The organism is Clostridium chromiireducens (assembly GCF_003575225.1).
GTDB classification, from domain to species: Bacteria; Bacillota; Clostridia; order Clostridiales; family Clostridiaceae; genus Clostridium; species Clostridium chromiireducens.
In genome coordinates, this window is sequence record NZ_QXDJ01000006.1 from 206,775 (window position 1) to 228,422 (window position 21,648).

Below are 21,648 nucleotides of genomic sequence, written 5' to 3' on the forward strand. Positions count from 1 at the left end.
ATTGAAATTATGAAATATAATAAATAACATATAATAAAGGAGCGTGTAATATAAATGGCTAAAATGTTAAAATTCGGAGAAGATGCAAGAAGAGCTATGCAAGTAGGTGTAGATAAGCTAGCTGATACAGTTAAAGTTACATTAGGACCAAAAGGTAGAAATGTTGTATTAGATAAAAAGTTCGGAGCACCATTAATAACAAACGATGGAGTTTCAATTGCTAGAGAAATAGAATTAGAAGATCCATATGAAAACATGGGAGCTCAATTAGTTAAAGAAGTTGCAACTAAAACTAACGATGTAGCCGGAGATGGAACTACAACTGCAACTTTACTTGCTCAAGCAATAATCAGAGAAGGATTAAAAAATGTAACAGCTGGAGCTAATCCAATCTTAATAAGAACTGGTATAAAAATGGCTGTAGATAAAGCTGTTGAAGAAATCAAAAAGATTTCTAAGCAAGTAGATGGAAAAGAAGACATCGCTAGAGTTGCTGCAATTTCAGCTGCTGATGAAGAAGTAGGTAAGTTGATAGCAGATGCTATGGAAAAAGTAGGAAACGAAGGCGTTATCACTATAGAAGAATCTAAATCAATGGGAACAGAATTGGATGTAGTTGAAGGTATGCAATTTGATAGAGGATATGTATCACCTTATATGGCAACAGATACTGAAAAAATGGAAGCAGTTCTAGAAAACCCATATATATTAATTACGGATAAAAAGATTTCAAATATTCAAGAAATCTTACCAGTACTGGAACAAATAGTCCAATCAGGTAAGAAACTATTAATCATTGCTGAAGATATCGAAGGGGAAGCAATGGCTACATTAGTAGTAAATAAGTTAAGAGGAACATTCACATGTGTAGCTGTAAAAGCGCCAGGATTCGGAGATAGAAGAAAAGAAATGTTACAAGATATTGCAACATTAACTGGTGGAACTGTTGTAGCTGAAGAATTAGGAAGAGAGTTAAAAGAAGTTACAATTGATATGCTAGGTACAGCTGATAGTGTTAAAGTAAGTAAAGAAAACACTGTAATAGTTAACGGGAAAGGTGATTCTAATTCAATTAAGGAAAGAATTAACCAAATAAAAGCTCAAATTGAAGAAACAACTTCAGAATTTGATAAAGAAAAATTACAAGAAAGATTAGCTAAATTAGCTGGGGGAGTTGCGGTAATCAAAGTTGGTGCAGCAACAGAAACTGAATTAAAAGAAAAGAAACTTAGAATCGAAGATGCTTTGGCTGCAACAAAAGCTGCTGTTGAAGAAGGCATAGTATCTGGTGGTGGTACTGCTTATGTTAATGCGATTAAAGAAGTTGCTAAGTTAACTTCAGATGTTCCGGATACACAAGTTGGTATAAATATAATAGTTAAAGCATTAGAAGAGCCTGTAAGACAAATAGCAACTAATGCAGGGGTAGAAGGTTCAGTAATAATTGAGAAGGTTAAGAATAGTGAACCTGGTATAGGATATGATGCATTACATGATCAATATATCAATATGATTAAGGGTGGAATAGTTGATCCAACTAAGGTTACTAGATCAGCTCTTCAAAATGCGGCATCAGTAGCTTCAACATTCTTAACAACAGAGGCAGCAGTTGCTGAGATTCCAGCAAAAGAACCAGCAATGCCAGGTGCTCCAGGAATGGGAATGGATGGAATGTACTAATAAATTGAAGAATAAGTCTTAATTTATTAAAATACAAATAATCTTGAGTTTTATATAATTAATTTACTTGGTGTATGTAATAAAAAAGAACGAAATTGTTTATACAGTTTCGTTCTTTTTTTATTTTTTATCCTTGTATATTACTTGAATAAACTGGCAATATTTGAGATATACAAAAAAATAAAAACGGAGAGTGATGTATGAAAACTAAACAAATAATTATGGATAGACTTAATCTAAAGAATGGAAAAATAGTTCATAGAAAAAGAAAGGGATTTACATTAATTGAACTTATAGCAGTAATGGCGATAATTGGAATTTTAGCAAGCGTAATTGTACCACAGGTTACCGGATATATAAAGGAAGCGAAAAAGACCAAAGTAGTTGACCAATCCAGAAAAGTTGTAATGGCTGCCGAGTCATATAAGTTAAAATATGGTGAATTACAAGGCACAACAACAGTATCAAATATGAAAACTAAAGATGGGGTGGAGAAATATTTAGAGAATATTAACTTGGAGAATTTGCCAGATACAACTACTTTAAATCAGTGTCAGCTTATTGTAAATGGCGCAGAATTTGATATAGACGGAAATACTGACGTGTTAAGAACTGCAACTATTACTAATGTAACTAATAACAGTTAGTGCAGCTTTACATTTACAAAGTTGTTAGTAAAAGATAGTTGTGAAAATAGTAACATCAAAAAATGCAATTTTAGCTTCAAATTGATTGACTTTATATTGTACATACATTATAATAGTTTTAATTCAAAACATAGCACATTTAAAAACTTGTATATACCTTGAATATGGCAAGGAGTATCTACCGGAAACCGTAAAATTCCGACTATGAGTGATATTAGTATAGGCTAAAATTAGATTTTTATTAGCATATTAACGTCACTTCTGGGGTTAATGTGCTTTTTTTATACAATAAATTATGCAAGAAATAAATCATAAATATATAAAAATGAAGCGAATTATTCAAAACTGAGGAGGATTTATAATGGCTAAAATAATTAAGACTGCATATACTTTTGATGATGTGTTATTAGTTCCGAACAAATCAGAAATATTACCAAGAGAGGTAAGTACAAAAACAAATTTAACAAAGAAAATACAATTAAATATCCCTTTAATGAGTGCTGGTATGGATACAGTGACTGAATCTAAAATGGCAATAGCAATGGCAAGAGAAGGCGGAATCGGAATTATACATAAAAATATGACTATCGAAGAGCAAGCAAAAGAAGTAGACAGAGTTAAAAGACAAGAAAATGGAGTTATTACTGATCCTATATTCCTATCAGAAGACCATCTAATTCAAGATGCGGAAAATTTAATGTCTCAATATAGAATATCAGGAGTTCCTATTACAACTAAGGAAGGAAAGCTAATCGGAATAATTACAAATAGAGATATAATCTTTGAAACAAATTATCAAAGAAAAATTTCAGAAGTAATGACAAAGGACAATCTAATAACTTCAGTTGAAACTACAACAGTAGAGGAAGCAAAAGAAATTCTTAAGAAGCATAAAGTAGAAAAGTTACCTTTGGTTGATAAAGACGGAGTTTTAAAGGGCTTAATTACAATGAAGGATATTGAAAAAGTTAAAAAATTCCCTAATGCAGCTAAGGATAGTAAAGGTAGATTATTATGCGGAGCAGCAGTAGGTGTTACAGGAAATATGATGGAAAGAGTTGATGCGTTAGTTAAGGCTCATGTTGATGTTATAACACTTGATACGGCTCATGGACATTCAAAAGGTGTTTTAGATGCTGTTACACAAATTAAAAAAGTATATCCAGATCTTCAAGTTATAGCAGGAAATGTTGCTACAGCTGGAGCTACAGAGGATTTAATAAAAGCTGGAGCGGATTGTGTTAAGGTTGGTATTGGACCTGGATCAATTTGTACAACTAGAGTAGTTGCAGGCGTTGGAGTTCCTCAATTAACAGCAGTTATGGATTGCGCAGAAGTAGGAAAAAAATATGGAGTTCCTGTAATTGCTGACGGTGGACTTAAGTATTCAGGAGATGTGGTAAAAGCTTTAGCAGCTGGAGCATCTGTTGCTATGATGGGATCATTATTTGCAGGTTGTGAAGAAGCTCCAGGAGAAATGGAAATATATCAAGGAAGAAGTTATAAAGTTTATAGAGGAATGGGATCTTTAGCTGCTATGGAATGTGGATCTAAAGATAGATACTTCCAAGAAGGTAATAAGAAATTAGTTCCAGAAGGTGTAGAAGGAAGAGTTGCATATAAAGGATTTGTTTCAGATACTATATTCCAATTAATGGGCGGAATTCAATCAGGAATGGGATATCTAGGAGCGAAGAACTTTGATTTATTATACGAAACAGCTAATTTTGTTGTTCAAACAGCGTCTGGATATAGAGAAAGTCATCCACACGATATTAATATTACTAAAGAGGCACCTAATTATAGTGTAGGACAATAGTAATATGCACAGTTCACTGTTAAAGAATGTATCATTTATGTGAACTGTGCATTACTTAATTTGCTTAAGTAATATTTAGTTAAGGTTTTTAATATTAATATTTATAAATTTTCCGGAGAAATTTGTCTTAATTTATTGATAAAAAGATTTATTTAGTCGATAATAGAATTTATAAGAACAGTTTAGGAGGAGAACATGAAAAGAGATTTAGTTTTAGTTATTGACTTTGGTGGACAATATAATCAATTGATTGCTAGAAGAGTGAGGGAATGTAACGTATATTGTGAAGTTCATCCTTATGATTTAAGCATTGATAAGATAAAGGAAATGAATCCGAAGGGAATTATCTTTACAGGCGGACCAAACAGTGTATATGGTGAAGATTCTCCTTTATGCGACAAAGCTATATTTGAAGTAGGAGTACCTATACTTGGTATATGTTATGGATCTCAACTTATGGCTCATATGCTTGGAGGAAAAGTTGAAACGGCACCTGTAAGTGAATATGGGAAAACAAAAGTCAATATAAATGTAGAGTCTAAACTTTTTGAAGGAATATCACCTTCAACAATTTGTTGGATGAGTCATACTGATTACATAGAAAAGGAACCAGAAGGTTTTAAAATAATAGCTGATACTCCAGTATGTCCAGTTGCGGCTATGGAATGTGAAGATAAAAATTTATATGCAGTTCAATTTCATCCAGAAGTTATGCATACGCAAGAAGGTACAAAGATGCTCTCAAATTTTGTATATAATGTTTGTGGGTGTGCTGGTGATTGGAAAATGGATTCGTTTGTTGAGAAGACAATTGAAGAAATTCGTGAAAAAGTTGGAGATGGTAAAGTATTATGTGCATTATCAGGCGGAGTTGATTCATCTGTAGCAGCGGTATTACTTTCAAGGGCTGTTGGAAAGCAATTAACATGTGTATTTGTTGACCATGGATTACTTCGTAAAAATGAAGGTGATGAAGTTGAAGAAGTATTTGGACCTAATGGTCAATATGATTTGAATTTCATTCGCGTAAATGCACAAGAAAGATTTTATGAAAAGTTAGCTGGAGTAGAAGAGCCGGAGCAAAAGAGAAAAATTATTGGTGAAGAGTTTATAAGAGTATTTGAAGAGGAAGCTAAAAAAATAGGAATAGTTGATTTTCTTGTACAAGGAACTATTTATCCAGATGTAATTGAAAGTGGTCTTGGAAAATCGGCAGTTATAAAATCACATCATAATGTTGGAGGTCTTCCTGATTATGTTGATTTTAAAGAGATAATAGAACCTCTTAGGTTATTATTTAAAGATGAAGTACGTAAGGCAGGACTCGAACTTGATATACCTGAAAAATTAGTATTCAGACAACCTTTTCCAGGGCCTGGACTTGGAATACGTATCATTGGAGAAGTAACAGCTGAAAAAGTTAAAATAGTTCAAGAAGCAGATGCAATTTATCGTGAAGAAATTGTAAAAGCAGGTATTGATAAAGAAATTGGTCAGTACTTTGCAGCGCTTACTAACATGCGTTCAGTAGGCGTTATGGGTGATGAGAGAACCTATGATTATGCAATTGCCCTTAGAGCTGTAACCACAAGTGATTTCATGACTGCAGAATCAGCAGATCTTCCATGGGAAGTACTTGGAAAAGTAACAACTAGAATTGTAAATGAAGTAAAAGGGGTAAATCGTGTAATGTATGATTGTACAGGAAAGCCTCCAGCTACTATAGAATTTGAATAGATAGTAAGGTTAGCTAAATAAGATAATTAGATAAGTTAATGAAGAATATAGTAGTTTAGATATTATCTGAAAAGTGTAATATCTAAGCTGCTTTTTTTATTAATTTTAGAAATACTACCAGTGAGACAAAAATATCTGGTTTACAAGTGAATATAAATTGAGTAAAAATTAATAACTAAAATGTAAGTAAAATAATATGCAGGAATCCAATGGAAAAGTAAAATTTATTTTCATGATACCCCACTAATTACAGGTTGATACGTTTACGTAGGTATAGTATCATGAACATGTAGAAGAAATTAAGGAGGGGTACATATGTCAATAATATTATTAGTAATAATTATATGTGTGGCGCTAGTTCGTAAAATAGGTACCGCGTCTGATAAACAATAGTAAAGAAAAAACTGATAAGTTATATATTATGAAGTGATTAAGTTGTAAAAAGGAAAAATATAAACTAAATTTAGTAATATTATGAGTAGTCGTAAGACTACTCTTTTTGGTGTATAATTCATAAACAAACAGCTTAGTATTTTGGATATTAAGCTGTTTAATTTATGAAAAGCGTTTTGAGTTTCTTATATAGTGGAATACTTATTTTTACTTAACCAATAACAAATATAATGAATCGGCATAATATAATACTAGGCAATTATTAGAGTTGCGAGTTTTTGTGCTTTATTATAGGGCTATATAGCCAATTACAAAGGAGAGAATAAAATGGAGAACAGATATAATTGTAGAGATTGCAGACCTCGCTGTGGGGATGAACTTGGAGATACAGACAGAAGAAATTGCAGACCTCGTTGTGGAGAGGAACTTGGAGATACAGATAGAAGAAATTGTAATAATCCTAGTGGAACTCTTGGTGCTAATAATACTAATGATTGCCGTCGTAGATGTGACCATGATCGTTTAGCTGACGCATTAGAAGATGCTTATAACGATGGTTATAGAGATGGATATTGTGATGGTCTTGAGGATGGAGAAACAAAGGGAGAAACAGCAGGATATCAAGAAGGATATAAAGATGGTTATGAAAAGGCAAAACAAGAAGTTCTGGAGTATATAAGAAAAAATAAATGCTGTTGTTGTAAATGCAGATGCTGCTGTTAATCAATTAAATATTATATAGAATTATAATATAAATATAGAGGGATGTTTTTATATTCCTCTATATTTATTAGTAACATGATTAAATAAATGTATATTAATTTATGTATATAGTAAAAATAAAGCATAGAAAAACTAAATAGAACCTAATAATTTTAGTAATTGTTATATATTTGTGAAAAAAATAAAACTAAAGATATCATTTGGATAATTTGTGATATAATAAAATAGAATTTTTAATAATAATTGTGTTTGGAGGTAGGATAAGAAAATGAGTAAAGGTATATCGTTAGATTTATCAAAAGTTGCACCTTATTTAAACCTAACTGAAATTGATTATATGGAAGAAATGGTTAAGAGTGCACATGATAAGTTACACAATAAAACAGGAGCAGGGAATGATTTTTTAGGATGGGTTGACCTTCCAGTAAATTATGATAAGGATGAGTTTTCTAGAATAAAAAAAGCAGCAGAAAAAATTCAATCTGATTCAGATGCTTTAATAGTTATAGGAATAGGTGGATCATATCTTGGTGCTAGAGCAGCAATTGAAATGCTAACAAATAACTTTCATAATGCGTTAGATAGTGATAAGAGAAAAGCTCCTAAAATTTTTTATGTAGGAAATAATATTAGTTCAACATATATGGCAGAACTTTTACAAGCTGTTGAAGGTAAAGATATAAGTGTAAATGTAATTTCAAAATCAGGTACTACTACAGAACCTGCAATTGCATTTAGAATTTTAAGAACTTATTTAGAAAATAAGTACGGAGTAGATGAAGCAAGAAAGAGAATATATGCTACAACTGATAAGGCTAGAGGAGCATTAAAAACATTAGCTGATGCAGAAGGATATGAAAGCTTCGTAGTGCCTGATGATGTTGGAGGAAGATTCTCAGTATTAACTGCAGTTGGACTGCTACCAATAGCTGCTGCTGGAATCGATATTGATGAAATGATGAAAGGTGCTGCTGATGCAAGAGAAGTGTACTCAGTTCCATCAATTAAAGAAAATGATGCATACAAATATGCTGCTGTTAGAAATGCTTTATATAACAAAGGTAAAGTTATTGAAGTATTAGTAAACTATGAGCCATCACTTCATTTCTTTAACGAATGGTGGAAACAATTATATGGAGAATCAGAAGGTAAAGACGGTAAAGGATTATTCCCAGCTGCAGTTGACTTTAGTACTGACCTTCACTCAATGGGACAATATGTTCAAGATGGAAGAAGAGTACTTTTTGAAACAGTTATAAATATAGAAAAAGCAAAATATGAGATTAATATAGAAGAAGCTGATAGCGATTTAGATGGACTAAATTTCTTGGCTGGAAAAACTATGGATTTTGTAAATAAGAAAGCATTCCAAGGAACTTTATTAGCTCATAATGACGGTGGAGTTCCAAACATGGTATTAAGCGTACCAGAAATTTCAGCATATTATTTTGGATATATGGTTTACTTCTTCGAAAAAGCTTGCGGAATCAGTGGACATTTATTAGGAATAAATCCATTTGATCAACCAGGAGTTGAAGCATACAAGAAAAATATGTTTGCATTACTAGGAAAGCCAGGATTTGAAGAAATGAAGGCCGAACTAGAAAAGAGACTTTAATTTAATTATGAAAATAATAATTGATGGAGATGCCTGTCCGGGCATCTCCATTATTGAAAGAGCAGCAAAGGATCATGAGATTCCAGTAATAATATATTGTGATATTCACCATTTTATTCAAAGTGATTATTGTCAGGTCAAAGTTGTTGATAGTGGATTTCAAAGCGTGGATATGTACGTAATGAATGAAACCAAAGAGGGAGACATAATTGTATCACAAGATTATGGTGTGGCAGCAATATGTTTGTCTAAAAGGGCAAAAGTAATAAATCCAAAAGGATTCATATATGATGAAAAGAATATCGATAGAATGCTAGAAGAAAGACATATATCTCAAAAAATAAGAAGAAGTGGAGGGAGAACCTCTAATCATAAAAAGAGAACAGAAGAAGATGATGTAAGACTAGAAAGAAATTTAATAAAACTTATAAGAAGTTAATCTTTAGAAGCTTGTAATAGGCTTCTTTTTTTATTGATATTTTATAAGGGTGAAGAATATTAGGGCAATAATTTATTGATCTTCGATTGGACTTAACAGTTGTTATTATTCTTACGAAAAAGTACGTTATATATATGAGTTTAAATAGAAAAATATGATATAATCAAAATAAAAAATAGCTGAAGTTATTTACAAATATTGGTATAAATGTATAATATAAATAAGGAGTGGTTTGAGAAGCGTTGTGGAAGGGGTATGAACTTTATGGAAGAACTTCAGTTGAAATATGTTGAAATCATTTTTGATAAGCAGACACCACAAAAGATTGGTACGGATATAAATATACTAAGTAGAATAGATAATGGGCAAGTAGAAAATTTAGAATATAAATTCATAGTTGGTAAGGGTGGAATTTGGAATACTATTCAGGAGTTTTCTGGGAATAATAGATGTGTGTGGAAACCTAAAAGGGAAGGAGAGTATATGGTTATGGTGCAAGCTAGAGAGAAAGATGGAAAAAAGTCTTTAGATTATTTAGCTAAAGAAGGCTATTCAATAGTAGAGGGAGAGGCTGTTAGTTATATGGGTGGATATGAAGAATCTGTTGATAAAGCTGTTAATGAAAGTGAAGATAACATGATTTTTAAGAATATAATAGATAATGAAGAAAAAACTTTACTGAATCTTAAAGAAGAGAATCCTCTTATTAACGAAGAGTTTAGAGAATTGATAAATAGCTCTGAAGAAAATATAGTGTTTTTAGATGCCCAAGAGCTTTCAAGATATGAAAAAGAAGTTTTCGTTGGAATTGATGATAAAGGAAGAGATGAAATAGCTCTATCTGAAACTAAAAATAAAGAAATTAATATAGAATGTAACACCAATGAAATCCTTCATGAAGTGATGTTAGAGAACGGTAGATCAGAAACGGGAAATTTAGAAAATAGCATTGGATTAGAATTGGGAATTATAGCGGATGTTGTTATTGATAAAGAAGAAATTATGGTCGGAGAAAAATGTTCTATAGAAGTTAATACCAATAATGATGGGGAATATTTATATAGATTTTATCTTAGAAAGAAAGATCAGTGGGATATAGTAAGAGATTATGATACAGTAAATATTCTAAGATATACAGCAACCGAAATAGGAGAAAAAGAGTTTTTAATCCAATGCAAGAGGATGGAATCCGCTGAAAATTTTGAAGATTATAAAACTATAAAAATAAAGGTTATAGATACTGCAAAGGCAGAAATAGTGAATTTCAAATGTTTAAATAAATCGTTAATAGTAGGAGATAAACTTGGATTTATAGTAGAAACTAACATTGAGAAACAATTAGAAGAAAATATAGTATTATTATATAAATTCTATAAGATATCTAAGGATGGAAAATCGGTCTGTATACAGGATTATTCAACCAAGAATGATGTCTATTATAGAGAGCTTGAATCAGGGAATTATAGGATTCTATGCTTAGTTAAGAGTATATTATCTAATAAAGAATATGATGATAGAGCTATTTTGGTTTACAATGTTAAGCCTTATAAAGACATTAAGATTAATAGTTTTGTAGCCAATTTGAACTCTCCACAAGCAAGTGAAACAGATATAAGATTTACTTCAGTAGTTCAGGGGGGAAGTACGTTACAATATAGATATAATGTAAAAGGACCTATTGAAGAAGATACTGGTTTTTGTGATAAGGATGAATTTGTATGGACGCCCATGGAAGCTGGAGAGTATGAAGTAATATTATATGTTAAAGATATAAATTATAAAGGTGAATATGAAGATATTAAGAAAATTGCATTCACTATTGAAAAGAAGGGCAAGAAACCAGTAAAGGTTTTAGATATAGTGATTGATAAAGAAAAGAAAATTATTGCTGGAGAGACTGTTAACATAATGGTGAATGGTGAAGGCGGAACACAACTCCAATATGCCTTTAGAATAAGAAAGGATAATAAAAAGGTAGAAAGTATAGAGTATAATAGATCTAACTGGATTAATTTTATGCCTAAAGAAGTTGGGGAATATGAAGTGGAAATAATGCTTAAGGATAAGTATTCAGACAAGATTTATGATGCGCAGACATTTATTAATTTGAAGGCTATGGAGTATTTACCAGGAGAGATAGATTATATAATTTTACCTTATAAAGAAACTTATTTGATTGGAGATACCATAGAATTTGAATGTATCATCCAAAATACTCAAAGCGTTCTGGTAAAATATGAAACTAAGATTAATGGGCATTCAATTGAACAAACAGAGTTTTCAAAAAATAAGAAGCTAAGGTTTATTCCTAAAATCGCGGGTAAATACACCATAGAGGTTTATGCTAAGAATTTAAAATGTAAGGGAGAATTTGATTCAAAGAAACAAATAACTTTACATGTCAGTGAGGCTGCGCCAGTAATAGAGACTAAAATAATAACTAATAGACTAGAAGGAAAAATAAATGAAGAGTTAACTTTTGAAGTTATAAGCAGAGGCGGCAAGGATGTATGTTATGAATTTTATTTAATGGAGAATAACAATTGGAGAAAAGTACAGGCTTATAGTAAAAAGCATTACTATAGTTTTATGCCATTTGTCCCAGGAAAGTACAATATTTTAGCTTTGGCAAAGAGCTATTATAAAAAAGTTAGCTATGAAGATTATGATAAAATAACATTTTACGTTAAAGATATTAAAGAATAGTTCGAAAATAAACTTAAGATAAATTTTGGAGGAAGGTTATTAAAAGATGGGAATAGATAATTTAAGTAAAGTCTCAAATGAACAATTGTTAGCAATGAGCATGTTGGGAAATGGACAAGTAACTAATGATTCTAGCTCCGATAGTACAACCAGTAATGAAACAAATTTAGCATTTCAACTTGTTATGCAAAATTTAATGGAATCATCAAAGAAAACTAACCCAAATTCTGCGGAGGGTATTAATGAGAACGGTAAAATTGATGGTCAAGCAGAAGGTTCTGAAGAATTAAATAATAAAAATAATATAAATGTAAATAATATTTCTAGGGTAATTCAAAAGTATGCTGCAGGGCAAAAGCTTGAGGATATACCAATGATTTTGAGTAATAGTAACTATATCAAGTTCAAAGATGCGCAAGGATATATTTTACCTAATAGGAATAGTGCAGATATAGAGAAAATATATGGTGCAGTAGAAAGTGCATCTAAAAAATATGGAGTGGATTCAAATTTAATTCTTGCTATAATTAAGCAAGAATCAAATTTTGATTCTAGTTCAACTTCTGGGGTTGGAGCAACTGGGTTAATGCAGATAATGCCACAGAATTTTGCACATTTAGGTATTTCAAATGGATATGATGTAGACCAAAATATTAATGGTGGAACTAAGTTGCTTAAGGAATATTTAGATAAGTATAATGGGAATGCGGAAATGGCTCTGATGGCGTATAATGGAGGTCCAGGCACTATGCAAAAAAGAGGAGTTTCATCAGCAAATGATCTATATAAAATGCCTTTAGAAACTCAAAATTACGTTCCGAAAGTAATGGGATACTATAGAAGTGGAGTCTAGAATGCTTGCATTTTGGACTTCTTGTGATGCTTTGTTTTATAAATGTAGGTAAGTAACTGAAAAGTGAAACAAAAAAATCATTTTGGTTATATGAATGATTTTTTTGTTTCACTTTTCGTTTTTAATAAGTTAATGTAGATTTTATAAGGATTATATTAAAATACGCTTTAATGTAATCCTTATAGTAATTAAGTAAATGTTTTCATTTTTGAATAATAAAAAACGCAACCCTTGGGGCTAGGTTGCGCTTTAGCAATAAGCAATAAGCAATAAATAAAAAGGGGGCTATATATTCCTTTTATTTATCCTTGCAAGAATATTATAGGATAATATCATTCATAATGCAAGTAATTTAATAAAAAATATGAATATTTTTAGGAAAAATGAATTATTTTATTGCAAAATTGTTTAATATTCGTTAATAGCTCTTTAAAAGGCTTAATTCTTCATCTGTTAATTCTCTATATTCGCCTTCTTCTAAATCTGGATCTAATGAAAGACCACCAAATTCTTCTCTTCTAAGATAAGTAACGTTTTTTCCAACAGCTTCAAACATTCTTTTGACTTGATGGAATTTTCCTTCTTGTATAGTAAGTCTAATTTCGGATCCATCATCGCTGTTAGATAATATTTCGAGTTTAGCTTCTAGACATTTATAACCATCGTCTAAAGTGATTCCGTTTTTAAAAGCTAATATGTCTTTTTCATCAACTTTTTTATCAATTTCAGCGTAGTACACCTTATCAACATGCCATTTAGGAGAGATTAGCCTATGGTTCAGATCCCCATCATTAGTTAGTAATAATAAGCCAACGGTATCCTTATCTAATCGACCAACTGGAAATGGTTCGAATACTTGATGTTCTAAATTTAATAAATCAATTACAGTCTCATCCCTATTATCATGCGTTGCGGATATTACTCCATCTGGTTTATTCATCATTAAATATATATATTTACGATAAAGTATTTCTTCACCATTTACCTTTATAACAGATTTCTCAGGATCAACAAGTAATCCATTATCTTTTACTACCACGCCGTCAACTTCTATGATTCCTTTCTTAACAAATGATTTGACATCTTTTCTGCTTCCATATCCTAAGTTAGATATTACCTTATCCAATCGTTCCAAGTTGTTCACTCCAATCTTTAGATTTTATAGCCACGCTATTTAGTTTATACATATATTGATTTATTTTACCATAGTACTGAATATCTTAACATATAGATTATTATTTCTCTAGTTTACAGATATTATTTTTTATTTTTAATATTAAGTGGAGTATGAACTTACAGCTACTGGTATCTTGATAGCTCCAATAATTCAATCTATGTACGACTAGGGATTAATTTATCAATCAGAAACAAAATTGTAGAAGAAGCAATGAGAGTTTAAATTATTACTCTTAAAATTAAAGTTAGTGAATAATAAAATAAATAAATCATAATATAATTTTAAAAACATATTGACAGATGAAGAATAAAATTTTAAAATTAATTCGTACCCGAACGAATGAGGTGGTAAAAATGAAAAGCAAATGTATCGTTGGAAAAATGAATATAATTGTTGAAGCATCCAACAAATTCTTGACAAAAAAAATAAAGGATGAGCGATTACCTATATTACAAAATCATATAACTCTATTTGACATTTTACCTGAGGATGGTTCAAAGCTGCTTTTTAATGAAATAGCAAGTATATGGAGAATATCTAAATCATCTTTATCTGACATAATAAATAAATATGAGAGTCAGGGATTGATAAATAAGTGTATGTGCTGTGAAGATAAAAGAAGTGTATATATTAGCTTGACGCCTGAAGCTGTAGTCATAAAACAAAAGCTTCAAGTTATGGAGAAAGAATTTCTAGATATAATATTAGAAGATTTTGATGAAGGTCAAAAAACAATTCTTGAAGATAATATAGAGAAAGCTCTTAAAAATATAATAAAAATGCTTTAAAGGCATTTTTTTAAAATAGATAATTCGTACGCGTACGAAAAATGTGAAAGAAGGAGTACAAATTATGAAAGAATTAATAACAAAATCATTAGATAAAATTAGACCAATACTACAAAGAGATGGTGGAGATGTCGAATTAGTTGATGTGAGCAACAATGGGGTTGTAAGTGTAAGGATGCAAGGTGCTTGTGGGAATTGTCCAGGAGCAATGATGACAATAAAAATGATTATCGAGCAAAGATTAAAGGAAGAAGTACCAGGAGTCACAGAGGTTATAGGAGTTTAATTAAGGACACTTAATATATTGATTTAACAAGTAAAATATTTTTAAATTCCACGCATAATTCGTACGCGTACGAATTATGCGTGGAAACAAGATTCGTTTCGGGTACTAAATAAAGTATAAAGATTATATAGAAATTGTAATTAAGATATTTAAATACTAAGGAGGGGTAATATGTTTAATTCCATAAGAAAAAGGTTGATTTTTAATTTTGTTTTAATAGCAGCAATAATAATTTTAATTTGTATATCATTTTTTTCATATCAGATGATAAGTGGAATACAAAACCAAATGAAAGCAGATGGAGTGACTTTAGTTAATAATATAAGAGCAAATATAGAAAATGTAGGAATTAAAAATACAGATAAAATACAAGATATAATAGATCAAACATATAAATATGCAGATGGAGAATTGTGCTACATAGGTGTAATATCAAGAGATAAAACTCTCGTGGCAGGAACGTCAAAAGAGTCTATTGGTGAAAAAATTGAATCGACAGGATTAGATGGTGTATTTGAAGGTAAAACAGGAACTTATATGTATGAGTGGAAGGGAACTCCTGCATATAATGTAACTGTTCCAATTAAGGATGGAAATACTATAGGATATGGCCTTTCTATAGGAATTTCTGTTGATAATATGCAAAGAACTATTAGAAATACTATAATAAAAAGTATAATCTATGCTATAGTCCTTTTGCTGTTAGCCGCTGCTACAGGAGTATATATAGGAAAGAGAATTGCGAAACCCATAGAAATTATTAAGGATGTTATTGAAAAAGCAGGAGATGGAGATTTTACAGCAGAGTATGAAATTACAGGAAAAGACGAAATAGGGAAATTAGCATCTGCAAGTAGTAAGACTAGAAAAAGTATGAGGGAACTTGTTAGGAAAACCAAAGTAATATCAGAAAGTTTAAGCAACATATCAAAGAATATTGAAATCGGTGGAAGCACTGTGGCATCATCTAGTGAAGAAATCGCAGCTACAGTAACTAACGTATCTCAAGAAGGGATAAAACAAACAGAGGCTTTAGAAGAGGCAGTTAGTTTATTAGAAAGTTTTTCAGTAGACTTGGATAATGTAGATAATAAGTTGATATTATTGGCTGATGGTGGAAGGATTATAAAAGAAGATACAAATAGAGGAGTAGAAACTATAAATAAGCTGGCTAATACTATTGATGATATGTTAAATTCATTCTTGGTATCAAAAGCTAAGGTAGAAAATTTAGATAAAACTATATCACAAATTAATTCTATAGTCGATGTCATAAATGGAGTAGCCAAGCAAACTAATCTTTTAGCTTTAAATGCATCTATTGAGGCGGCGAGAGCAGGTGATGCAGGAAAAGGATTTTCAGTAGTAGCAGACGAGATAAGAAAGCTTGCAGAAGAAGTATTAAATTCATCAAAAAACATAACTCAATTAATAGATACAGTAATGAAAGAAACTCATGACGTTTCTAGTACGACAGAGCTTGTAACTAAGATAGTAGGAGAAAGCAAAAATGATATTAATAGCGTAACAACTTCATTTAAAGGGGTTATTAGCAAGGTAAATAATATTCCAAGCGATATTAATGAGGTTCATGCAGTACTTCAAGAAACTATGAAGGGTAGAGATAAGATTCTGGATACAGTTGAAAACATAGCTTCAAAATCACAAGAAATTTCAGCTCTTTCCGAGGAAGTGACAGCATCTACAGAAGAACAAGCTGCTATAACAAATGAACTTTCTATAACAGCAAAAAAACTAGTTAATATTTCATCTGTATTAGAAAAAGATGTTTCAAGCTTTAAGATATAATTTCTTAAATTACATATAGTAGAGAATTAAAGGGAATAATAATGGAAGTTAAAATTTATGGTATAATTAATAATTTGAAATTAACACTTGATTAAAAAACATCAGGTGTTTTTTATATTATTAGCAATGCATAATTCCTCTAAAATATAATAAAGTAAGTGCAGGATAAAATTTCAATGTATAATTTAAAATAATATTTTAGTCAGCCTGATGATTTAAATATTATTACATATGGTATAATATTTAAGGATTGGGAAAGGAGGAATAAGTAAATGGATTTAAAATCATTACTTAATAAAGAACAGTATGAAGGGGCAACTACAATTAATGGGCAGGTGCTTATTTTAGCGGGAGCAGGTTCGGGTAAGACTAGAGTGTTAACGCATAGAATGGCGCATATGATTGAAGATTTAGATATTGCACCTTACAGTATATTGGCTATTACTTTTACAAATAAGGCTGCAAAGGAAATGAAGGATAGAGTTAAAGCACTTATTGGTGAAAGAGCAGAAAATATGTGGATATCCACCTTCCATTCAACTTGTGTTAGGATTTTAAGAAGAGAGATAGATAAGATAGGTTATAAAAGTAGTTTTACTATATATGATAGCTCTGATCAAAAGACATTAGTTAAAGAGTGCATGAAATCACTTAATATTAATGATAAGGATATAACAGAACAAGAGATAATCGGGAAGATAGGAAAAGCCAAAGATAAAATGCAAAGTGTTAGAAGCTTTATGTTAGAAAATGAGGCTAACTTTAGAGAAAAGAAAATTGCCGATGTATATGAAATGTATCAAAAGAGACTAAAAGAAAATAATGCTTTAGACTTTGATGATTTAATTTTTAAAACAGTTGAACTTTTTAAAAGCAATCCTGAAGTATTAGAATTCTATCAAAATAAATTTAAATATATTATGGTAGATGAGTATCAAGATACTAATGGTGCTCAATACGAACTGGTTAAGCTGCTTGCGTCAAAATATAAGAATATATGTGTTGTAGGGGATGACGATCAATGTATTTATCAATGGAGAGGCGCAGATATTCAAAATATCCTTGATTTTGAAAAAGATTATCCAGGAGCAAAAGTAATTAAACTTGAACAAAATTATAGATCTAAAGGAAACATATTAACTGCAGCTAATGTTGTAATTGTAAATAATGCAAATAGGAAAAGTAAAATATTAAGAACTGAACAAGAGCCAGGAAGTAAGATTAAGATATATAGAGCCTATGCAGATAGTGATGAGGGAAATTTTGTTGGTAAACAGATCCTAGAGATAAAGGAAAAAGAAGAAAAAAATTATAATGACTTTGCTATATTATACAGAACAAATGCTCAATCTAGAATATTTGAAGAAAGTTTTAGACGAAAAGGCATTCCTTACAAAATAGTAGGAGGTACAAGGTTCTATGACAGAAAGGAAATAAAGGATGTATTAGCATATTTAAAAATTCTTGTTAACCCTCAAGATGACATTAGTATTAGAAGAATTATAAATGTACCTAAGAGAAGCATTGGGGATGCAACTGTTGCAAAAGTACAAGAATTTGCAAGTAGTTTTGAATTAAATTTATGGGATGCACTTGCTGAAGTGAGAAGTATTCCAACATTAACTCCAAGAAATGTTTCAACTATTGAACCGTTTGTTTCATTAATGGAAAATTTAATGGAACTTAGTGAGACGGTCCCTGTTTCTGTGCTTATTGAATCTATATTAAAAGATACAGGATATCTTAAACAATTAAAAGAATCAAATGAGATTGAAGATAAGAGTAGGGTTGAAAATTTAAAGGAACTTGTTTCTGATGCTGTTGACTTTGAAAAGAACAGTGAAGATAATTCGCTATCTGCGTATTTAGAGAGAGTTTCTTTAGTTCAGGATACAGATAAGATTGAAGAACAAGATGATGCTGTAGTATTAATGACAATACATAGTGCGAAAGGATTAGAGTTCCCAGTTGTATTTATGGTTGGTATGGAAAATGGTATTTTCCCAGGAACGGCATCTTTTGAAAAGGAATCAGAGATGGAAGAGTCAAGAAGATTATGTTATGTTGGTATAACAAGAGCTAAACAGACACTATTCATGACTTCAGCTGAAGTGAGAAGAGTATTTGGTAAAACTGTAGCATATCCTCAATCTGATTTTATTAATGAGATAAAACCAGACCTTAAAGAATATGTGGGTGTAGAAAAGGCAGGTATTAAAAGCAGAGAAAAGGCTATGAAAAGTAATTCTTACACTAATCCACATAGTTTACGAAATAGTGTTACTAGTAATAGAGCATATACCCTTGATAATGGCGGAATTAATAATGTGATTGATAGAAGTACTATGACTGAAATGGCTAAAGAATATATAACTAATAGTGAAGCAACACTTGGTAGAAAGGTTATTCATGAAAAGTTTGGAAAAGGAACAATAGTAGCAGTTGTAGATTCTGGAAATGATAAGAAGTTAACAGTTGCTTTTGATAAGCAGGGAGTTAAATCATTATTACTATCTTTTGCAAAACTTAAAATGATTTAGTGGGAATTTGGAGGCCTAATATGGATAAGATTGAAAGAATAAAAGAACTTGTAGAAAAGTTAAATAAATATTCATATGAATATTATTCTTTAGATAGTCCATCTGTAAGTGATAAGGACTATGATGAAAAATACTATGAACTTCAAGAGTTAGAGAGAGAAACAGGATATGTACTTCCTTATTCACCTACATTGAGAGTTGGCGATATAGTATTAGGTGGGTTTAGAAAGTATACTCATAAGGCAAGACTTTGGAGTCTAGATAAAGCACAAAGTTTGCAAGAAATTATGGATTGGCATAATAGAAATATTAAGTTTGTAGAAGAGGCTAGAAGCAGAGGCGAAAATCTGCCCGATCTAAAATACGTGGTTACAAAGAAATTCGATGGTTTAACAATTAACTTGACATATAATACTGAAGGTATACTTGAAATAGCTGCAACAAGAGGAACGGGAAGTATTGGAGAAGAAGTAACGGCACAGGTTAAAACAATCAAATCAATTCCGCTTAAAATCAATAGCAGTGATGTTTTAGAGGTTCATGGAGAAGCTATCATGACTCAAGAAGCTTTTAATAAATATAATGAAACTTCTGATACACCACTTAAGAATCTGAGAAATGGAGCAGCAGGAGCTTTAAGAAATTTAAATGTAAAAGAAACTGCACGAAGAAGTCTATCTGCCTTCTTTTATGATGTAGGACATAAAGAAGGGACTCCATTTAGAACTTATATGGAAATGATGGAGTTTATAAAAGAACAAGGTCTTCCAGTTGATGATTATATAAGAGTATGTACTTCAATAGATGAAATTGAAAAAGAAATAGACTATGTAAAAGGTATTAGATTTGACTTAAATTATGATATAGATGGATTAGTAATTGCAATAGATGATATCAGAACAAGAGAACTATTAGGCTATACAGTAAAGTTCCCTAAATGGGCTATTGCATTTAAATTTGAAGCTCAAGAAGCAACAACTAAGCTTCTAGATGTTGAATGGAATGTTGGAAGAAGTGGTAGAGTTGGTCCAACAGCAATCTTGGAGCCAGTAGAACTAGCAGGAGTTACTGTTAAAAGAGCCACTCTAAATAACATGGATGATATCTCGAGAAAAGGTGTCAGAATTGGTGCGGAAGTATTTGTAAGAAGAAGTAATGATGTTATACCAGAGATAATGGGAATAGTGCCAGAATCATTAGAAGGTTCAGAGGAGATAACAGTTCCAGAAGTTTGTCCTGCTTGTGGCAGTCATTTGGTGCTAAGTGGGGCTCATTATTTCTGTGAAAACACTTTATCTTGTAAGCCTCAACTAGTTAAAACTATAGTTCATTATGCTTCAAGGGAAGCGATGAATATAGCAGGTTTTTCAGAAAGAACAGCGGAACAATTATTTGAAAAACTTAATATTAAATCTATCTCAGATTTATATAAATTGAAAGAAGAGGATTTAATAGGACTAGAGAAGTTTGCAGCGAAAAAAGCTAAAAATCTTCTGGAAGCTATTGAAAAAAGTAAAGATTGTGAGTTATATGCGTTTATATATGCTTTAGGAATTCCCAATGTAGGTGTAAAGACTGCAAAAGATTTAGTCAGCAGATTTAAGTCTATAGAAGGTCTAAAAAATGCAACTTTTGAAGAACTTATTGGAGTTCAAGATGTTGGAGATATAGTTGCTCAAGGGGTTGTAGTTTTCTTTAAAGAAGACAAAGTATTACAGACGATAGAAGAGCTGCTGTCTCTAGGTGTTAGTCCTAAATATGAAGAAAAAGAAGTAATAGCAAGTCCTTTTGAAGGAAAAACTGTTGTTGCAACTGGTTCGCTTAAGAATTATTCTAGGAATGAGATAAAAGATAAGTTAGAAAGTTTAGGAGCAAAGGTTTCAGGTAGCGTTAGTAAAAAGACAGATTACATAATAGCAGGTGAAGCGGCTGGATCAAAATTAACTAAGGCAGAGGAATTAGGAATTAAAGTTCTTTCAGAAGAAGAGTTTGAAGAAATTCTAAGGAGGTAGAGTATGAAAAAATTAATAAATTTGCTTGGGTTTGCGTGTGCGTTTATAACCAGCATCTTAATTATTTGTACTTTCATGACAACATATCAGTTTTATTATGTTAGCCAAATTTTCAACTCATACTTACCAATACAGCTGGGAGTATGCATTACTATGGCAATTATAGCACTTAGATTTCTAATTATTGAAACTGGCAAAAAAAGATTAGTATACTTTGCTTTTAGTTTAGCTATATCAGTTTCATTGATTTTCTTTATGATAAATTTGATTAAGTAAATATAGTAATGGAATAAGTACTATACTAGAAAGAAAGGATACTCTTTTGCGTAGTGTTGCACAGTTATTTTCTCTGGCAACCTAGAAAACAGGGTATCCTTTCTTTTTGTTTGGCATCACATTATTTAATTTCTGATTAAGCAGT

Annotated in this window: 16 protein-coding genes and 1 riboswitch; of the genes, 15 read left to right on the plus strand and 1 reads right to left on the minus strand. The window is 31.1% G+C overall.

What is annotated here, in order from left to right; all coding sequences use genetic code 11:
* Positions 1-54: 54 nt before the first annotated feature.
* The 9 genes from groL to D2A34_RS21540 all read left to right on the plus strand — a co-directional run bounded on the left by groL (position 55) and on the right by D2A34_RS21540 (position 12,615).
* A complete protein-coding gene (groL, locus tag D2A34_RS21500; protein WP_079439158.1) occupies positions 55-1,680 on the plus strand; it encodes a chaperonin GroEL in 1,626 nt (541 codons plus the stop codon).
* A gap of 200 nt (positions 1,681-1,880) precedes the next feature.
* Entirely contained in the window at positions 1,881-2,327 is a 447-nt protein-coding gene (locus D2A34_RS21505) for a type II secretion system protein (protein WP_242966002.1), read from the plus strand.
* A 127-nt stretch (positions 2,328-2,454) separates the two neighbouring features.
* Positions 2,455-2,552: riboswitch (purine riboswitch) on the plus strand.
* Positions 2,553-2,688: 136 nt separating this feature from the next.
* Positions 2,689-4,146 carry an IMP dehydrogenase gene (gene guaB, locus D2A34_RS21510; RefSeq protein ID WP_119367886.1) on the plus strand — a complete coding sequence of 486 codons (1,458 nt, stop codon included), beginning with the start codon at positions 2,689-2,691 and terminating at the stop codon, positions 4,144-4,146.
* A 195-nt stretch (positions 4,147-4,341) separates the two neighbouring features.
* On the plus strand, positions 4,342-5,883 hold the full coding sequence (guaA, locus tag D2A34_RS21515) for a glutamine-hydrolyzing GMP synthase (protein WP_079439156.1): 1,542 nt from the start codon (positions 4,342-4,344) through the stop codon (positions 5,881-5,883).
* A 720-nt stretch (positions 5,884-6,603) separates the two neighbouring features.
* Positions 6,604-6,999 carry a FliH/SctL family protein gene (locus D2A34_RS21520; RefSeq protein ID WP_079439155.1) on the plus strand — a complete coding sequence of 132 codons (396 nt, stop codon included), beginning with the start codon at positions 6,604-6,606 and terminating at the stop codon, positions 6,997-6,999.
* 268 nt (positions 7,000-7,267) lie between these two features.
* Positions 7,268-8,617 (plus strand): glucose-6-phosphate isomerase, encoded by a 1,350-nt coding sequence (locus D2A34_RS21525; protein WP_079439154.1) that lies wholly within the window; start codon positions 7,268-7,270, stop codon positions 8,615-8,617.
* 7 nt (positions 8,618-8,624) lie between these two features.
* Entirely contained in the window at positions 8,625-9,056 is a 432-nt protein-coding gene (locus tag D2A34_RS21530) for a YaiI/YqxD family protein (RefSeq protein WP_079439153.1), read from the plus strand.
* A gap of 264 nt (positions 9,057-9,320) precedes the next feature.
* On the plus strand, positions 9,321-11,762 hold the full coding sequence (locus D2A34_RS21535; protein ID WP_119367887.1) for a triple tyrosine motif-containing protein: 2,442 nt from the start codon (positions 9,321-9,323) through the stop codon (positions 11,760-11,762).
* A gap of 46 nt (positions 11,763-11,808) precedes the next feature.
* On the plus strand, positions 11,809-12,615 hold the full coding sequence (locus D2A34_RS21540) for a lytic transglycosylase domain-containing protein (protein WP_079439151.1): 807 nt from the start codon (positions 11,809-11,811) through the stop codon (positions 12,613-12,615).
* Between the two features lie 418 nt (positions 12,616-13,033).
* On the opposite strand, the gene D2A34_RS21545 is transcribed toward D2A34_RS21540, so the two are convergent.
* On the minus strand, positions 13,034-13,750 hold the full coding sequence (locus D2A34_RS21545; protein ID WP_079439150.1) for a pseudouridine synthase: 717 nt from the start codon (positions 13,748-13,750) through the stop codon (positions 13,034-13,036).
* Between the two features lie 395 nt (positions 13,751-14,145).
* Between D2A34_RS21545 and D2A34_RS21555 the strand changes: the two genes are divergently transcribed.
* The 6 genes from D2A34_RS21555 (at position 14,146) to D2A34_RS21580 (ending at position 21,503) form a co-directional block, all read left to right on the plus strand.
* Positions 14,146-14,580 carry a MarR family winged helix-turn-helix transcriptional regulator gene (locus D2A34_RS21555; RefSeq protein ID WP_119367888.1) on the plus strand — a complete coding sequence of 145 codons (435 nt, stop codon included), beginning with the start codon at positions 14,146-14,148 and terminating at the stop codon, positions 14,578-14,580.
* Between the two features lie 64 nt (positions 14,581-14,644).
* Positions 14,645-14,866 (plus strand): NifU family protein, encoded by a 222-nt coding sequence (locus D2A34_RS21560; RefSeq protein ID WP_079439148.1) that lies wholly within the window; start codon positions 14,645-14,647, stop codon positions 14,864-14,866.
* Positions 14,867-15,037: 171 nt separating this feature from the next.
* Positions 15,038-16,675: a methyl-accepting chemotaxis protein gene (locus D2A34_RS21565; RefSeq protein WP_119367889.1), complete on the plus strand. Its 1,638-nt coding sequence runs from the start codon at positions 15,038-15,040 to the stop codon at positions 16,673-16,675.
* Positions 16,676-16,947: 272 nt separating this feature from the next.
* Positions 16,948-19,215: a DNA helicase PcrA gene (gene pcrA / locus D2A34_RS21570; RefSeq protein ID WP_079439146.1), complete on the plus strand. Its 2,268-nt coding sequence runs from the start codon at positions 16,948-16,950 to the stop codon at positions 19,213-19,215.
* Between the two features lie 20 nt (positions 19,216-19,235).
* Positions 19,236-21,227 carry an NAD-dependent DNA ligase LigA gene (gene ligA, locus D2A34_RS21575; RefSeq protein WP_119367890.1) on the plus strand — a complete coding sequence of 664 codons (1,992 nt, stop codon included), beginning with the start codon at positions 19,236-19,238 and terminating at the stop codon, positions 21,225-21,227.
* A 3-nt stretch (positions 21,228-21,230) separates the two neighbouring features.
* Positions 21,231-21,503: a hypothetical protein gene (locus D2A34_RS21580; protein ID WP_079439144.1), complete on the plus strand. Its 273-nt coding sequence runs from the start codon at positions 21,231-21,233 to the stop codon at positions 21,501-21,503.
* Positions 21,504-21,648 lie beyond the last annotated feature (145 nt).

Bases quoted from the DNA above. Each gene is read 5' to 3' on its own strand.
- groL (WP_079439158.1), top strand. From the start codon at position 55: ATGGCTAAAATGTTAAAATTCGGAGAAGATGCAAGAAGAGCTATGCAA.
- D2A34_RS21505 (WP_242966002.1), top strand. From the start codon at position 1,881: ATGAAAACTAAACAAATAATTATGGATAGACTTAATCTAAAGAATGGA.
- guaB (WP_119367886.1), top strand. From the start codon at position 2,689: ATGGCTAAAATAATTAAGACTGCATATACTTTTGATGATGTGTTATTA.
- guaA (WP_079439156.1), top strand. From the start codon at position 4,342: ATGAAAAGAGATTTAGTTTTAGTTATTGACTTTGGTGGACAATATAAT.
- D2A34_RS21520 (WP_079439155.1), top strand. From the start codon at position 6,604: ATGGAGAACAGATATAATTGTAGAGATTGCAGACCTCGCTGTGGGGAT.
- D2A34_RS21525 (WP_079439154.1), top strand. From the start codon at position 7,268: ATGAGTAAAGGTATATCGTTAGATTTATCAAAAGTTGCACCTTATTTA.
- D2A34_RS21530 (WP_079439153.1), top strand. From the start codon at position 8,625: ATGAAAATAATAATTGATGGAGATGCCTGTCCGGGCATCTCCATTATT.
- D2A34_RS21535 (WP_119367887.1), top strand. From the start codon at position 9,321: ATGGAAGAACTTCAGTTGAAATATGTTGAAATCATTTTTGATAAGCAG.
- D2A34_RS21540 (WP_079439151.1), top strand. From the start codon at position 11,809: ATGGGAATAGATAATTTAAGTAAAGTCTCAAATGAACAATTGTTAGCA.
- D2A34_RS21555 (WP_119367888.1), top strand. From the start codon at position 14,146: ATGAAAAGCAAATGTATCGTTGGAAAAATGAATATAATTGTTGAAGCA.
- D2A34_RS21560 (WP_079439148.1), top strand. From the start codon at position 14,645: ATGAAAGAATTAATAACAAAATCATTAGATAAAATTAGACCAATACTA.
- D2A34_RS21565 (WP_119367889.1), top strand. From the start codon at position 15,038: ATGTTTAATTCCATAAGAAAAAGGTTGATTTTTAATTTTGTTTTAATA.
- pcrA (WP_079439146.1), top strand. From the start codon at position 16,948: ATGGATTTAAAATCATTACTTAATAAAGAACAGTATGAAGGGGCAACT.
- ligA (WP_119367890.1), top strand. From the start codon at position 19,236: ATGGATAAGATTGAAAGAATAAAAGAACTTGTAGAAAAGTTAAATAAA.
- D2A34_RS21580 (WP_079439144.1), top strand. From the start codon at position 21,231: ATGAAAAAATTAATAAATTTGCTTGGGTTTGCGTGTGCGTTTATAACC.